At 62.8% G+C, this 14,111-nt stretch carries 13 protein-coding genes; 8 read left to right on the plus strand and 5 right to left on the minus strand.

Annotated features, from left to right (window positions below):
• The first annotated feature begins 26 nt into the window (after positions 1 to 26).
• Positions 27 to 755, plus strand: a complete 729-nt coding sequence (locus ACIN8IBEIGE_RS18305) for a bifunctional 2-polyprenyl-6-hydroxyphenol methylase/3-demethylubiquinol 3-O-methyltransferase UbiG (protein ID WP_256665224.1) — start codon at positions 27 to 29, stop codon at positions 753 to 755.
• 116 nt (positions 756 to 871) lie between these two features.
• On the opposite strand, the gene ACIN8IBEIGE_RS18310 is transcribed toward ACIN8IBEIGE_RS18305, so the two are convergent.
• Complete coding sequence (locus ACIN8IBEIGE_RS18310) at positions 872 to 1,960, minus strand: fatty acid desaturase (protein WP_160015899.1); 1,089 nt, start codon at positions 1,958 to 1,960, stop codon at positions 872 to 874.
• 17 nt (positions 1,961 to 1,977) lie between these two features.
• Positions 1,978 to 3,093, minus strand: coding sequence for a ferredoxin reductase (locus ACIN8IBEIGE_RS18315; RefSeq protein ID WP_160015900.1), 1,116 nt, complete (start codon positions 3,091 to 3,093; stop codon positions 1,978 to 1,980).
• A 141-nt stretch (positions 3,094 to 3,234) separates the two neighbouring features.
• Between ACIN8IBEIGE_RS18315 and ACIN8IBEIGE_RS18320 the strand changes: the two genes are divergently transcribed.
• From ACIN8IBEIGE_RS18320 to ACIN8IBEIGE_RS18350, 7 genes are all read left to right on the plus strand, one after another.
• The gene (locus tag ACIN8IBEIGE_RS18320; protein ID WP_160015901.1) at positions 3,235 to 3,897 is read left to right on the plus strand and encodes a TetR family transcriptional regulator; all 663 of its coding nucleotides are present in this window, start codon (positions 3,235 to 3,237) and stop codon (positions 3,895 to 3,897) included.
• Between the two features lie 177 nt (positions 3,898 to 4,074).
• Positions 4,075 to 4,575, plus strand: a complete 501-nt coding sequence (gene ureE, locus ACIN8IBEIGE_RS18325) for an urease accessory protein UreE (RefSeq protein WP_160015902.1) — start codon at positions 4,075 to 4,077, stop codon at positions 4,573 to 4,575.
• An 87-nt stretch (positions 4,576 to 4,662) separates the two neighbouring features.
• Entirely contained in the window at positions 4,663 to 5,337 is a 675-nt protein-coding gene (locus ACIN8IBEIGE_RS18330) for an urease accessory protein UreF (RefSeq protein WP_160015903.1), read from the plus strand.
• A gap of 19 nt (positions 5,338 to 5,356) precedes the next feature.
• A complete protein-coding gene (gene ureG / locus ACIN8IBEIGE_RS18335) occupies positions 5,357 to 5,971 on the plus strand; it encodes an urease accessory protein UreG (protein WP_160015904.1) in 615 nt (204 codons plus the stop codon).
• 27 nt (positions 5,972 to 5,998) lie between these two features.
• Positions 5,999 to 6,571: a HupE/UreJ family protein gene (locus ACIN8IBEIGE_RS18340; RefSeq protein ID WP_160015905.1), complete on the plus strand. Its 573-nt coding sequence runs from the start codon at positions 5,999 to 6,001 to the stop codon at positions 6,569 to 6,571.
• Between the two features lie 171 nt (positions 6,572 to 6,742).
• Entirely contained in the window at positions 6,743 to 7,654 is a 912-nt protein-coding gene (locus tag ACIN8IBEIGE_RS18345) for a glycerophosphodiester phosphodiesterase (RefSeq protein WP_160015906.1), read from the plus strand.
• A gap of 1,056 nt (positions 7,655 to 8,710) precedes the next feature.
• Positions 8,711 to 9,667, plus strand: coding sequence for a DUF808 domain-containing protein (locus tag ACIN8IBEIGE_RS18350; RefSeq protein WP_160015907.1), 957 nt, complete (start codon positions 8,711 to 8,713; stop codon positions 9,665 to 9,667).
• A gap of 38 nt (positions 9,668 to 9,705) precedes the next feature.
• On the opposite strand, the gene ACIN8IBEIGE_RS18355 is transcribed toward ACIN8IBEIGE_RS18350, so the two are convergent.
• The 3 genes from ACIN8IBEIGE_RS18355 to ACIN8IBEIGE_RS18365 all read right to left on the minus strand — a co-directional run bounded on the left by ACIN8IBEIGE_RS18355 (position 9,706) and on the right by ACIN8IBEIGE_RS18365 (position 14,054).
• Positions 9,706 to 10,554 carry a mechanosensitive ion channel family protein gene (locus tag ACIN8IBEIGE_RS18355; protein ID WP_160015908.1) on the minus strand — a complete coding sequence of 283 codons (849 nt, stop codon included), beginning with the start codon at positions 10,552 to 10,554 and terminating at the stop codon, positions 9,706 to 9,708.
• A 102-nt stretch (positions 10,555 to 10,656) separates the two neighbouring features.
• Positions 10,657 to 11,562, minus strand: coding sequence for a transglutaminase family protein (locus ACIN8IBEIGE_RS18360; RefSeq protein WP_160015909.1), 906 nt, complete (start codon positions 11,560 to 11,562; stop codon positions 10,657 to 10,659).
• Positions 11,559 to 14,054, minus strand: a complete 2,496-nt coding sequence (locus ACIN8IBEIGE_RS18365; protein WP_160015910.1) for a circularly permuted type 2 ATP-grasp protein — start codon at positions 14,052 to 14,054, stop codon at positions 11,559 to 11,561. Before ACIN8IBEIGE_RS18365 ends, ACIN8IBEIGE_RS18360 begins: the two co-directional genes overlap by 4 nt.
• Positions 14,055 to 14,111 lie beyond the last annotated feature (57 nt).

Consider the following 14,111-nt stretch of genomic DNA (forward strand, 5'->3'; position numbering starts at 1 on the left):
TAGTCCCGGCTTCTCTTTGCGCTGCCATGACCATGCATACCATCGAACGGATTTACCCGAAGGATCTCAACCCGCTCAACCCGGATGACCTGGCCAGCCTGCAGATTCATATGCAGCGCTATGAGTTCGCCGCCGAGCACCTCAGCGGCCAGCGCGTACTGGATATGGCCTGTGGCTGCGGCTATGGCACCGCCCTGCTGGCCGAGCGCAACCCGCACATGCAGGTTACCGGCGTGGACATCGACCCGGCGGCCATCGCCTACGCCCGCGCGCATTACCAGCTGTCCAACCTGCGTTATGAATGTGCCGATGCCGAACAATTCGCCAGCGAGCAGGGCTTTGATTGCATCGTCAGCCTGGAAACCATCGAGCACCTGCCGCATCCGCAACAGCTTCTGGCCAACTATGCACGCTTATTGGCCGAGGGCGGCAAGGTCATCGCTTCGGTGCCAATCACCCCGACCCTGGACGGCAACCCCCACCACCTGCATGACTTCAGCAAACGCAGCTTTTATGCGCTGTTCCGCCAGCAGGGGCTGCATGCCAGCCAGCACTTGGAACAGATTCAGTGGTGGCAGTTCAAAGGTTTGTTTTCGAAACAGGTCGATCAACAGAAACAGCACCGCAGCGAAGGGGTCGGAAATGCTGTGCTGCTGTATTACCGCAAGCGCCCGCTGTACCTGTTCAGCCGGCTGTATTCGATGCTGCGCTACGGCTTTAGCAACCGTTATCTGACCTGCGTTTTTACCCGCTGACTGTCGCCCAGGCAAACCCCACGCAGGGTGGAAGGCGCTGCTTTCATCCACCACTGCCGTTGGTGGATGGGTGAAGCGTCATCCACCCTACATAGAGCGGCTTGCTCGGGGCGACTTCAAAGCCCAGCCGGCATAGCCTCGACGGGACGGCGGCGGTAGATCCAGATCCGCTTAAGCACCGTCGCAAACTGCTTCCACAGGCTGCCGTTGTTGTAGACCTGGCCATAACGCTCGGCAATCTCGCGCACCTTCACGGCCATCGCCGCATAGCGCCGCGCCGGTAGATCGGGAAACAGGTGGTGCTCGATCTGATGGCTCAGGTTGCCGGTGAGGATATGAAACAGCGGCCCGCCATTCAGGTTGCTGGACCCGCGCAGCTGACGCAGGTACCAGTGACCGCGGCTCTCGCCGACCACCGATTCCTTGCTGAACACCGCCGCCTGCTCGGTAAAGTGACCGCAGAAGATCACCGTAAAGGTCCACAGATTGCGGATCAGGTTGGCCACGGCATTCCCGGCCAGCACCGCCAAGGCATTGGCCCCGATCAGCAGCGCCAGCAACGGGAAGAACAGGTAATCCTTACCCCACTGCCGCAGAATCTTGGCGTTGAACTGTTTGATCAGCGGGCGCACCTCGGCCTTGCTCAGCTTGCCCTTGTAGACCTTGTCCAGGCGCAGATGCTGAATCGCCACCGAGTACTGGAACAACAGCGCCTGGATCGTCACCCACAACGGTTGCCAGCGGTAGAACGGCTTCCAGCGTTGTTCGGGAAACAGCCGCACCACGCCATACCCCACGTCATCATCCATGCCCAGTACATTGGTCCAGGTGTGATGCACATGGTTATGGGTGTGCCGCCAGAAGTCGCTAGGCCCGGCGATATCCCACTCATAGCTGCGCCCGGCAAACTCGGGATCATTCATCCAGTCGTACTGGCCGTGCATGACGTTATGGCCCAGCTCCATATTCTCCAGAATCTTGCCCAGGCCCAGCAGCAAGGTGCCGAGCAACCAGGTCGGCGGAAACCAACCGAGCATCAGCAAGGCCCGACCGCTCCAGCAACAGCAGCGCACCGCAGCGCGGATACGACGGATATAGCGCGCATCTGCCTCGCCCAGATCAGCCAGGGTGCGTTGGCGCAAGGCGTCCAGCTCGTTGCCGAAGGCGTGCAGTTCATCCATGGAGAGTTCACGGTCACGACGCATAGGGATTCCCTCGCAAGTTAAAGATCAATTTCGACGTCGCTGTGAGGGGCACTTACGCACAAGCGTATGGGCTGCCCGGGCTCGCTAAACAGCGCACCACTGCGCAAATCGCGCACCGTGCCGCTAAGCAAGGTGCAGGTACAGCTGGCGCAGATACCCTGACGACAGCCATGCACCGGCTGCAGGCCATGGGCTTCGGCCTGTTCCAGCAAGCTGAGCTGATTATTGGCGGTCGCCTGCTGATGGCTGCGGGTAAACCCCAAGCGCACTTCGCGTAGGCTGACATCGGCGCGCAGTACGGGCGTAGTGAAGGCCTCAACCTGCAACGCACCTGGCAAGCTGGCGGCCTGCCACCACTGCTGCACCTGGGCGACAAACCCCGCCGGACCGCAGGCCAGCACACGGCGCTGGTCCAGCTGCGTGACCTCGGTCAGATGCTCGCCAGCAAAACGCCCAGTCAGGGCTCCCGGCTCAGCCCCGGCAGCGGTCAGCGACCAACGCACCTGCAGATTGCTGTGTTGCGCCTGCAGGGCCTGCAGCTCGGCGACAAAACCGCGCTGGCCCTGCTCACGCACGTAATGCAGCAGCGTGATCGGTGCGCTGAAACCCTGAGCCAGCGCGGCGCGCAGCATGCCCAGCAGCGGCGTGATGCCACTGCCCGCAGCCAACAGCAACACCCCCTGTTGCGCCTCGGGCCAGCTCAGCTCGCCATACACCGGCCCCAACTCCAGCACATCGCCCACCTCCAGATGCTCCAGCAGGTAGGGCGAGACGCGGCCAGCGGCCTGATGCTTGACCGCGATCTGTACACGGCCTTTCGGCTGCACCGCAGTCAGGCTGTAACTGCGGCTCAGGCGTACGCCATCGCGCTCGAGGTACAGCTGCAGGTGTTGGCCCGGCTGCGCGCCGTACCAGTTGCCATTGGCCTGCAGGGTCAATTCGAGCATGTCATCGGCCACCCACTGGCGCTGGGTAACCTGCGCGAACACCCGATTCAGCCGCAGCGCCGGGTGCAGCAACTTCAACCCGGCATCGATATCACTTTCCCGCAGCCAGCCGTGGGCGACCAGCATGCGCAGTGGATACAGCAGGCTGGCAAGCCCACGTACCCAGGCAAAAGGAAGAAGGGCCATGGCAAGACTCCAGTGAACAATTGTTCACCAGACTGGCAGAGCGCACCAGTTCAGTCAACAGTCGTACACTCAAAGCCAGGAACGCATGCACGGTTCGACGTAAACAATGAGCGTTTGTTAGAGTGCTGCGCTGATTTCGCCATGCAGAGCCATGCCCGCTTGAAACCACTACAACCGCGCGCCGAACAAAAACTGCAAACCCGCCACGCCCTGATGGACGCAGCGCGCAGCCTGATGGACAGCGGCCGTGGCTTTGGCAGCCTGAGCCTGCGCGAAGTGGCGCGCTGCGCCGGCATCGTGCCGACTGGTTTCTACCGGCACTTCGAGGATATGGACGCCCTGGGCCTGGCGCTGATCGCCGAGGTCGGCGAAACCTTCCGCGAAACCATTCGCCGGGTACGCCATCACGAGTTCGAAGTGGGCGGCGTGATCGACGCTTCGGTGCGCATCTTCCTCGACGCAGTGGCGGCCAACCGTTCGCAATTCCTGTTTCTCGCCCGCGAGCAGTACGGCGGCTCGCTGCTGGTACGCCAGGCCGTGGGCGCGCTGCGCGAACGCATCACCGCCGACCTGGTGGCGGATCTTGCGGCCATGCCGAAACTGCAACACTTCGACGCCCCGGCGCAGAACGTGATTGCCGACCTGGTGGTAAAAACCGTATTCGCCACCCTGCCAGAACTGATCGACCCTCCTGCAGCGCCCCTGCCGATGCACGCCTCGCCCGAGGTCAAAATGATCGAACAGCTGCGCTTTATCTTTATCGGTGCCAAGCACTGGCAAGGCCTCGGGCAAACCCGCGACTGATCACCGCCCGTAGCTCGCACCAAAAACACGCACAACCCAAACAAGCGCACCAAACCAAACCTCATCACGCTCTAATTTCAGCCACACCCGCCCCTGGCGCCCCGCTCTGCGTGGCGCAACAGCAGTTTGGCAAGGCACTTGCTCTATAACCGGTATTGCCCTGCCGGAAACTGCCCCATGTTGGTGATCCACCGCCGTATTGCCGCCCAGCCACACTGGGACGCCGAACTTGAACTGAGCTTCGAGGCCCGCAGCAAAAGCCGCCTGCGCTGCTTCAGCCGCACCGGCGAAGATGTCGGCTTGTTCCTCGAACGCGGCCAGCCGGCGTTGCACGACGGCGAATGCCTGCAAGCCGAAGACGGCCGCATCGTCCGCGTGGTCGCCCGCGCCGAGCCGCTGCTGCACGTTACCTGCGCCAGCCCTTTCGAATTGATGCGCGCCGCCTACCACCTGGGCAACCGCCACGTCGCTCTGCAACTCGGCGATGGCTGGCTGCGCCTGCCGGATGACTACGTGCTCAAGGCCATGCTCGAACAGCTGGGCGCCACGGTGGAACTGATCGAGGCGCCCTACCAACCCGAGCAAGGCGCTTACGGCGGAGGCCACCACCACTCCCATGCCGGCGATGCCGAGTTCAGCTATGCGCCGCGCCTGCATCAGTTTGGTGCGCGCAAGTGAATAAAGTCTGGCAGCTACTGCGGCTGGCCAGCCCGCCACTGGCGAAAAGCCAATCGGCTACAGCGCTCTCGACAGCAAGGCCTACCGATGAATAAGGCCTGGGCGCTACTGAGACTGGCGAGTCCTCAATTACCTATTGGCGGCTACAGCTATTCCCAGGGCCTGGAAATGGCCGTCGAACAGGGTCTGGTCGATGACGCCGCAAGCGCTGAGCGCTGGATTGCCGATCAGCTGTTGCTGAATCTCGCACGCTTCGAGGCGCCGCTGTTGCTCGCCCATTGCCAGGCCGCCGCCGTCGAGGACTGGGCCCAGCTGCGCCAGCTCGCCGAACAGCAACGCGCCAGCCGTGAAACCCGCGAACTGCGCCTGGAAAGCCGGCAAATGGGCTACTCCCTGCAGCAGCTGCTCAGTGGCCTACCCGAGCTGGATCAGCCGGCGCAGCTGCTGTTCAGCGAACTGGACGAACCCGGCCTGGCCATTGGCTGGGCGCTGGCGGCACGAGCCTGGCAGATCGTGCCAGAGGATGCCCTCGCCGCCTGGCTCTGGGGCTGGCTGGAAAACCAGCTGGCGGTGCTGATGAAAACCCTGCCGCTGGGCCAGCAAGCCGCCCAGCGTCTGACCACACAACTGCTGCCGCTGCTCGATCAGGCCCAGCGCCAGGCTAGCGAGCTGGAACCGCAACACTGGGGCAGCGCCGCCTTCGGCCTGGCCCTGGCGAGCATGGCGCACGAGCGTCAATACAGCCGTTTATTCCGTTCTTGATGATAAGGAAGACTTGAAGATGAACAGCCAACCCCTGCGCGTCGGCATCGGTGGCCCGGTCGGCTCCGGCAAGACCGCCCTGACTCTGGCCCTGTGCCTGGCCCTGCGCGAGCGCTACAACCTGGCGGTGGTGACCAACGATATCTACACCCAGGAAGACGCACAGTTTCTGGTGCGCAATGAAGCCCTGGCGCCGGAGCGGATTATCGGTGTGGAAACCGGCGGCTGCCCGCACACGGCGATCCGCGAAGACGCCTCGATCAACCTGGAAGCGGTGGATCAGCTCAACCGGCGCTTTCCGGGGCTGGACCTGATCATCGTCGAGTCCGGCGGCGACAACCTCTCGGCCACCTTCAGCCCGGAGCTGTCGGACCTGACCATCTATGTGATCGACGTATCGGCCGGCGACAAGCTGCCGCGCAAAGGCGGCCCTGGCATCTGCAAGTCCGACCTGCTGGTGATCAACAAGGTCGACCTGGCCCCGCTGGTCGGCGCCTCACTGGAGGTAATAGAACGCGACACCCTGAAGATGCGTGGCGACAAGCCATTCGTGTTCAGCAACCAGAAGATCGGCCAAGGCCTTGAGCAGATCATCGCCTTTATCGAACGGCACGGCATGCTCACGGCCGCTTGAGAACCTACTCAGTCAAGGAGACACCCCATGAACCTGCGCAAAACCCTGTTCGCCATTGCTTTGTTTCTCAGCCCAGCGGTGGCCTTCGCCCACGCGGGCCACGATCACTCTGGATTGATGGCCGGCCTGGCGCATCCAGTCTTCGGCCTTGATCACCTGCTGGCGATGCTCGCCGTCGGCCTGTGGGCTGCACAGCAATCCGGCGCGGCGCGCTGGGCGCTGCCGCTGACTTTCGTTGGCAGCATGCTGATTGGCGGCCTGCTGGGCTTTAATGGCCTGCAGATTCCCCTGATGGAAACCGGCATCACCGCTTCGGTATTGGCCTTCGGCCTGCTGGTGGCAGTCGCCATCCGCCTGCCGATGGTGATCGCCATCGCCCTGACTGCACTGTTCGCCCTGACCCATGGCGTCGCCCACGGTCTGGAGCTGCCGGAACTGGCCAGCCCATGGGGCTATGCCGCAGGTTTCGTGGTGGCCACTGCGGCCCTGCACGCCAGCGGCTATGCCCTGGTGCGTCTGCTACCGCAGGCCGCTGCCCCGGTGGTGCGCGTACTCGGCGCCGCCTCGGCCGTAACCGGCGCCTGGCTGTTGGCCGGCTGAGTTGCTGGCGCGGGTGGACGACCAGCTTCCACCCGCACCCTCCACGCCAGCAATGCCTGACCGCAAAGGTCGCTAGGCTGGCGCATTTCGCCTCTCGCCCAGCCGCCATGGCTTTGTCATAGTCAAGGCGTATTAAAGCCCCTCCCCCATTGACTGCCCTGGACCCTGACCATGCTGCGCGTTGCCCGCTTTCTCTCTGTTCCACTGCTGTTGCTGGCCATCGCCCTCGGCGTACTGGCCCTGACCAGCAAACCGGCCCAACCGGCGGCGGTGCTCAGCAGCTTTGCCGAGCAACCGCTGGTGATTGCCCACCGGGGCGGCAAAGGCCTGTGGCCGGAGAACAGCCTGTTTGCCTTCGAGCGCGCCAGCGACCTGGGCGTAGACATGCTGGAGATGGACCTGCACCTGTCCAGCGACGGCGAACTGGTGGTGATCCACGACAGCACCCTGGAGCGCACCACCAATGGTGAAGGCCCGGTTGCCGCGCTCAGCCTGGCGCAGTTGCAAGCACTGGACGCCGGTTATCGCTGGAGCGCCGATGGTGGCCAAAGCTACCCCTACCGTGGCCAGGGTGTGCGTATCCCGACCTTTACCGAAGTGCTCGAACGTTTCCCCAACATCCCCAAAGTGATTGAAATCAAGGTGCCGGATGTCGGTATGGAAGCACAGCTGTGTGATGCCCTTGCAGCGCACCAGCAACGCGACAAGGTGATTGTCGGCAGTTTCTATGACCGCAGCCTGCAGCTGTTCCGCGAACAATGCCCAGGTGTTGCGACCTCCGCAGGCCCCGGCTCGGTGCGCCTGCTGGTGGCGCTCAACTGGGTCGGTCTGGGCAGCTTGCTGTCGCCCTCTTACCAGGCGCTGCAGATTCCCGAAGCCCACGGTGGCCTGCACGTTGCCAGCCCAAGCCTGCTCAAGACCGCCGCACAGCGTGGGCTGAACGTGCAACTGTGGACCATCAACGAACAGCCGGACATGCGCCGCCTGCTCGACCTGGGTGCACACGCGCTGATCACCGACTACCCGGATCGCGCCCTGCAGGTACTCGGACGTTCGACGCAGATCAGTGCCCTGGAAGACTAAAAACCTTTTACGATCTGCTGCGCCCCAGCCCAACTGTACAAAAAACAACCTACTGTGTTCAGGCCACGCCCACTGTGGCCTGAACACAAGCGTGCGCAGCTTATCCACAGATCACTCCACAGCAACCTGGGATAAGTTATCCACCGCGTACCGCAGCACGGTAGCAAACCCTTGAAATAGCGCGATTATTGCTTGACTCGGGGCACTGGAAATGACGTATTTCATGGCGCCAGCGGACTGCTTAAAAATCAACCAAACGGCGCAAAGCCAGGTTTTATCACCCCTGCAGGCAGGCATACCAGAGTTATCAACAGCTCTACCCACAATAGTCGTGGACAACTTCAGTGCTACCCCATAACCCCCTGAATAACCAGGCTAACCTGTTGTTTTAATGGCAAATAACCGACTGATCAAAAAGTGTACAAACACCGTAAACAGCCACACGACTAGGTCTGCATACGCCTACGCCCACCTTATCCACAGCTCGCTCCACAGTCTTTGTGCACAACTGAACAAACTCTGCCGCAACGGCTGTACATAACACCAAAGCGGCTTCCGGCTATGACCCTCATCAAGACAATCAACAGCCCAGCCGCCGGGCACAGGCGTAATGTCACTCTACCTACCAAGGAGATATGCCCATGCCTCTCAATGACCTGTTACGCAGCCTGCTCGCTGCCTATGCCAGTGGCGCCAGCGGCAGCAGTAACGATTAGTCTTACGACGCAAAAGCTGCCATTTCCGTGGGAGGGGCCGGGCGGCGTTCCGCTTCAGCCGCGACGCTTTCAGCGCCCTATTAAGGTCAATCGCGGCTAAAGCCCCTCCCATATCGCCAGCCTATCTACCGACATATCCGGGGCGGTGCCGCAATAGCATTGCCGTCGCCCCTGCATCGCACTCGCTACCGATTTTTTCGTGCACTGCGGCAAACCTGGGTTTGCCGCCTATGGCTGATGCGTGCTGACTCACGTATAAATCTGCGCACTATCACCTGCAATTCTGTCTGCAGTTATGCCGGATGATTCGCCCCAGAAACCGTAGAAAGGAATCCGACCCATGGCCGGCGCTAGCCTGTTAACCCTGCTCGATGATATTGCCGCCGTTCTCGACGATGTGGCCGTAATGACCAAAGTCGCCGCCAAGAAAACTGCCGGAGTACTCGGTGACGACCTGGCGCTGAATGCCCAGCAGGTCAGCGGCGTACGTGCCGAACGTGAGCTGCCGGTGGTGTGGGCGGTGGCCAAGGGTTCGTTCAAGAACAAACTGATTCTGGTGCCTGCCGCCCTGCTGATCAGCGCCTTCGCGCCCTGGGCGGTGACGCCGCTGCTGATGTTCGGCGGCGCCTTCCTCTGCTACGAAGGCTTCGAGAAGCTCGCGCACAAGTTCCTCCACAGCAAAGCCGAGGACCAGGCGCAGCATACAGAACTGCTGCACGCCGTGGCCGACCCTGAAGTGGACATGCTGGCGTTCGAGAAGGACAAGATCAAAGGCGCGATTCGCACCGACTTTATTCTCTCGGCAGAAATCATTGCCATCACCCTCGGCTCCGTGGCCCTGGCCAGTTTCGGCAAGCAGGTCGCGGTGCTGTCCGCCATCGCCCTAGTGATGACGGTTGGGGTTTACGGCCTGGTGGCGGGTATCGTCAAGCTGGACGACGCCGGCCTCTACCTCAACCAGCGTGGCAGCCAAGGCCTGGGCGGCCGCCTGCAACGCAGCATCGGCCGCGGCATTCTGTTTACCGCGCCATACATGATGAAAACCCTGTCGATTCTCGGCACAGCAGCGATGTTTATGGTCGGCGGTGGCATCCTCACCCACGGCGTACATGCCGCGCAGGAATGGATCGACCAGATGGCGCAGAGCGTGGCGGCCAGCAGCGGCCTGCTCGCGGCCTTGCTGCCAACCCTGCTGAATGCCATCGCAGGGATTATCGCCGGGGCCATTGCCCTACTGCTGGTCAGCCTGGCGACCCGCATCTGGAAAGCGGTGAAACCGAGCAAGACGCAAGCCTGATCCAGCGCCGGCCGCCCCCTGGCGGCCGGCCTCCTCTGTTACCCCGCCTGCTGCATGATCACCGTCTGCGCTGGCATCGGCGCCGGGAAGCCGCCTTCGCCGAGGGCATCCTTGATCATCTTGTTGCTATCGAAATACACCTGCCAGTAGTGGTCAGTGTGGCAATACGGACGTACCGCCAGCACCGGGCCAACCAGATTGAACTCGATAATTTCCACATCCACCGCCGGCTCGCTCAGCACATTGGCAATACCCGCAATACGTTCCTTGAGCAGCGCCACAGCGGCTTTGTAATCTGCCGCGCCGGACAGCTGCGCCTGCAGATCGACCCGGCGGAACGCGTTGTGACTGAAGTTCTGGATGTTGTCGGAGAAGATCTTGTTGTTACCCACCAAGGTCATCACGTTGTCCGGGGTATTGATCGCGGTGACGAACAAGCCGATCTCGGTGACGGTGCCGGTCACCCCACCGGCGCTGATAAAGTCGCCCACCTTGAACGGCCGCAGCACGATGATAAAACCGCCCGCCGCCAGGTTGGCCAAAAGCCCCGACCAGGCCATGCCAATGGCCAGGCCAACCGCCGCAATCAGCGCCGCCAGGCTGGTGGTCTGCACGCCGAAGTAACCGAGAATGCCGATGACCAGAATGATGTTGAGGGTCACCGAGATAAAGTTGCCGACATAGCGCAGCACCGTCGGATCGACCCGCTGCTGGCCCAGGGCACGCTGCACCATACCGACGGCAAAACCGATCAGCCAGCGACCGATCACCCAGAAGGCAATTGCCGAGATGATCTTGATGGCAAACGCCGCGCCGTACTGCGCGACCAGGTTGTAGAGATCGGCAACTTTCTCGGTGCCGAGATTGATCAGGTTGGTTTCTTCCATGGCGCAGCTCCAGTGAGTGTTCACTGGAAAAAAGCTAGCACGCCGTTACATAAGCGCGAGGGCCTGTTGCCGTTTCGTTCGCAAGCGAAACAGCAACAAGCCCTAACGCTCTATGGCGGGGATCGGCAGCACCGTCACCTGCACCTCGGGGTCGTGGCTGCCGCCACCGAGAATCACCCCGCGCAGCGGCGAAACGTCGGCAAAATCGCGGCCCCAGGCCAGGGTGATATGTTCCAGGGCCGGGCGGATATTGTTGGTTGGGTCAAAATCCACCCAGCCCTGCTCTGGGCAGAACACCGAGACCCAGGCGTGCGAGGCATCCGCGCCGATCAGCCGGGGCTGGTCGGGCGGCGGTTGAGTGAGCAGGTAACCACTGACATAGCGCGCCGCCAGGCCGCGCGAACGCAGGCAGGCGAGCATCAGGTGGGCAAAATCCTGGCACACACCGCGGCGTTCCTCCAACACCTGCAACAGCGGCGTCGCCACCTGAGTGGCGGCGGCATCGAAGCTGAACTCGCTGAAAATCTTCTGCATCAGCCCGTCCACCGCCGCCAGTAACGGCCGACCGGGGCTAAAGCAATCCGCCGCATAATCGCTGAACACCTGCTTGAGGTGCACATAGGGCGACTCGAAGCGGAAACGCGTGGCCTCAAGAATACCTGGCAGCAGCATCTGGCCGCTGTAGCGTAGCGCCGTGCAGGCCTCTTCCCAGGGCGGTGACGCCTGCAGATCCAGCGTTGGTCGCGCCAGCACTTCGACCTGCAGGCGCGCGCTGACCATAAGCTCATCATGCGGACGCTCAAACACCAGGCGGGTCAGCGGGTTGCCGAATACATCCAGGGCATCCTGACGCTGGCAAGGTTGTGGGCTGACCAACAGCTGCTGTTCATGATTACGCTGCCAGGGGCAGGCGCGCGGCCACAGGTGCGCCAGTTGCTGGGCCAGCGATACCGGCGCGGCATAGCGGTAATGGGTGTCATGCAGAATCTGGTAGAAGGCGCTGCTCATGAGGATTGCGTCCGCTGGCTGGCGTCGACATGGGCAAAGAAACGTAGCCCCAGGCGATCGGAAATCTCCGCACTGGCCTGGCTGATGCTGCTGAGCAATGCCGCCAGACCGTCGAGCACTTCCTGCACGCTACCAGCGCCGAACAACGGGTTCTCCAGGCTGGCCAGGCTGAAGCGCAGCAATTGCCCTTCCAGGTGTTTCAGCCGACGCTCGCTGGGCAGCTCGAAACGCTCGCCCAGGCGCGCCAGCGAGCGCAGTAAAGTACGCACCTGAAACAGCACGGCATGCGGGTTCTGCTCATCCAGCAGCAACAGGTCGAGCACGGGAATCAACTGCGCCGAGGCCAGGTAACGGGTGCGGTAGGTGATGCTGCTGTTGCCCAGTTCCAGCAGCCACTCCAGCGCCGATTGATCCTGCGCCGCGCTGCTGGTGAGGAAGTTGGCCAGGCTGTCGCAAAGAAACTGCAGACGTTCGATACAGCGGCCAATAATCAGAAAACGCCAGCCGTCATCGCGGGTCATATCGTCCAGGGCAAAGCCTGAGAGCGCCGCCAGCGACAGCAGCAGGCGGTCGAGAAAATCCAGCAACTCGCCAAAGTCGGCCTGCTCGCTGCTAAGTGACTGGGCCTCACGCTGCAGTTCGAGCAGAGCCTGCCAGTTGGCCTGAGACAGCTTGCCGCGCACGCTACCGGCCACCCACTGCAGGCGCTGCAGATTGCTACGCAGGCTGTGTGGCCAGTCTTCGCCGAGCAGCGCTTCAAGCAGGCGCTGCTGCAGCTCGCCGCTGTCGGCATCCGGCAGCAGACCCAGGCTCTCGGCAAGGTTCAGGGCGGTTTGCAGCGCTTGCGGATCATCGTCGTCATCCACATAGCGCGCCAGCATGATGCGCAGCAGCCGCGCACCGTCTTCGCAGCGTTCGCTGTAGCGGCCGAACCAGTAGAGGTTTTCCACTACCCGCGAAGGCAGGTAGGGGTCGCTGCGCACCAGATCGGCCACGCCCAGCGGGCGCAGCCATTGCCAGGGCTCACCGCCAGCATGCCGTTCGCCGAGCACCCAGGTGTCCTTGCTGGCGCCACCGCGTTGCATCGACACCACTTCGGCGTCGGCTTCGGCGGCGACCCGGGTCAGGCCACCAGGCATCACCCGATAGCCCTCGGCGCTGGCCACGGCAAACACCCGCATGCCGATGGCGCGCGGCGCCAGCTGGCCTTCTTCGGGCTGCCAGACCGGCGCCTGTGACAACTGCGCCAGCGCCTGGGCAACATAGGCGTAGGGCCGCGCCTTGAGCCGTTCGGCCAGCTCGGCGCGCTGCGCTTCATCCAGATCACGGCCAAACACCGGGGCAAAACTCTGCGAGGGAAAGCTGGCGCGCACCAGCAACTCGTCGAGCTGCTCCAGAGCCTTGTCCAGCACCGGCGGTTCGCCGCACCACCAACTGGCGATTGAGGGCAGTAGCAGTTCTTCGCCGAGCAGTTTCTCGGCGATGGCGGGCAGAAAGCCCGGCAAACCGGGGGATTCCAGCACACCGCTGCCGAGGGCATTGGCCACCAGCACATGGCCCTGGCGCACCGCTTCGAGCAGGCCGGGCACGCCGAGGGCCGAGTCAGTGCGTAACTCCAGCGGGTCGCAGAAATCATCATCCAGACGGCGCAGCACCGCATGCACACGCCGCAGGCCGGCCAGGGTTTTCAGGTAGACCTTGGCGTCGCGCACGGTCAGGTCACTGCCTTCCACCAGCGGATAGCCGAGCTGACGTGCCAGGTACAGGTGCTCGAAATAGCTTTCGTTAAAACGCCCAGGCGTCAGTAGCACGACAAGCGGCGTCTCACCGCCGGCAACAGGCGCCTGCCGCGCCAGGGTGTCCTGCAGGGTGCGGAAGAAACCGGCCAGGTATTGCACGCGCAGGTCGCGGTACAGCTCGGGAAAGGCGCGCGAGACGATCTGCCGGTTTTCCAAGGCATAACCCGCACCGGACGGCGCCTGGGTGCGGTCGGCGGTGACCCACCAGCGGCCATCCGGGGCGCGGGCCAAGTCCAGCGCATACAGGTGCAGGAAGGTGCCGCCGGCCGGCTGCACACCCTGGCAGGGCCACAGGAAGTTGTTGTGGCCAAACACCAGCTCGGCAGGCAACAAGCCATCGGCCAGCAGTTGCTGCGGGCCATACAGATCGGCCAGCACGCCGTTCAGCAAAGTGGCACGCTGCGCCACGCCGGCGGCGATCTGCTGCCATTCTTCGGCCGGAATCAGATTGGGCAGCAGGTCCAGCTCCCACGGACGGTCGGCGCCATCGGGGTCGGCGTAGACGTTGTAGGTCACCCCATTTTCCTGAATCTGCCGGGCCAGCAGGGCCTGACGCTGCGCCAGCTGCGCCGGGCTGCTGCGCTGCAGACGCTCCAGCAACAGGCGCCAGTGCGGACGCACCTGACCGTCTGCGTCGAACAGTTCGTGGTAAGCCCCTGGCGTCAGGGGGTAGTCGGCAAGCAGGTCGGGCATGGCAGGCTCGATAAGACGATCAAGGGCGGCGCGCCCCTCGCCCCATTATGGGAGAGG

Origin of the sequence: Pseudomonas sp. 8BK (assembly GCF_902506475.1) — a bacterium.
Classification (GTDB): Bacteria; Pseudomonadota; Gammaproteobacteria; order Pseudomonadales; family Pseudomonadaceae; genus Aquipseudomonas; species Aquipseudomonas anguilliseptica.

Bases quoted from the DNA above. Each gene is read 5' to 3' on its own strand.
- ACIN8IBEIGE_RS18305 (WP_256665224.1), top strand. From the start codon at position 27: ATGACCATGCATACCATCGAACGGATTTACCCGAAGGATCTCAACCCG.
- ACIN8IBEIGE_RS18310 (WP_160015899.1), bottom strand. From the start codon at position 1,960: ATGCGTCGTGACCGTGAACTCTCCATGGATGAACTGCACGCCTTCGGC.
- ACIN8IBEIGE_RS18315 (WP_160015900.1), bottom strand. From the start codon at position 3,093: ATGGCCCTTCTTCCTTTTGCCTGGGTACGTGGGCTTGCCAGCCTGCTG.
- ACIN8IBEIGE_RS18320 (WP_160015901.1), top strand. From the start codon at position 3,235: ATGCAGAGCCATGCCCGCTTGAAACCACTACAACCGCGCGCCGAACAA.
- ureE (WP_160015902.1), top strand. From the start codon at position 4,075: ATGTTGGTGATCCACCGCCGTATTGCCGCCCAGCCACACTGGGACGCC.
- ACIN8IBEIGE_RS18330 (WP_160015903.1), top strand. From the start codon at position 4,663: ATGAATAAGGCCTGGGCGCTACTGAGACTGGCGAGTCCTCAATTACCT.
- ureG (WP_160015904.1), top strand. From the start codon at position 5,357: ATGAACAGCCAACCCCTGCGCGTCGGCATCGGTGGCCCGGTCGGCTCC.
- ACIN8IBEIGE_RS18340 (WP_160015905.1), top strand. From the start codon at position 5,999: ATGAACCTGCGCAAAACCCTGTTCGCCATTGCTTTGTTTCTCAGCCCA.
- ACIN8IBEIGE_RS18345 (WP_160015906.1), top strand. From the start codon at position 6,743: ATGCTGCGCGTTGCCCGCTTTCTCTCTGTTCCACTGCTGTTGCTGGCC.
- ACIN8IBEIGE_RS18350 (WP_160015907.1), top strand. From the start codon at position 8,711: ATGGCCGGCGCTAGCCTGTTAACCCTGCTCGATGATATTGCCGCCGTT.
- ACIN8IBEIGE_RS18355 (WP_160015908.1), bottom strand. From the start codon at position 10,554: ATGGAAGAAACCAACCTGATCAATCTCGGCACCGAGAAAGTTGCCGAT.
- ACIN8IBEIGE_RS18360 (WP_160015909.1), bottom strand. From the start codon at position 11,562: ATGAGCAGCGCCTTCTACCAGATTCTGCATGACACCCATTACCGCTAT.
- ACIN8IBEIGE_RS18365 (WP_160015910.1), bottom strand. From the start codon at position 14,054: ATGCCCGACCTGCTTGCCGACTACCCCCTGACGCCAGGGGCTTACCAC.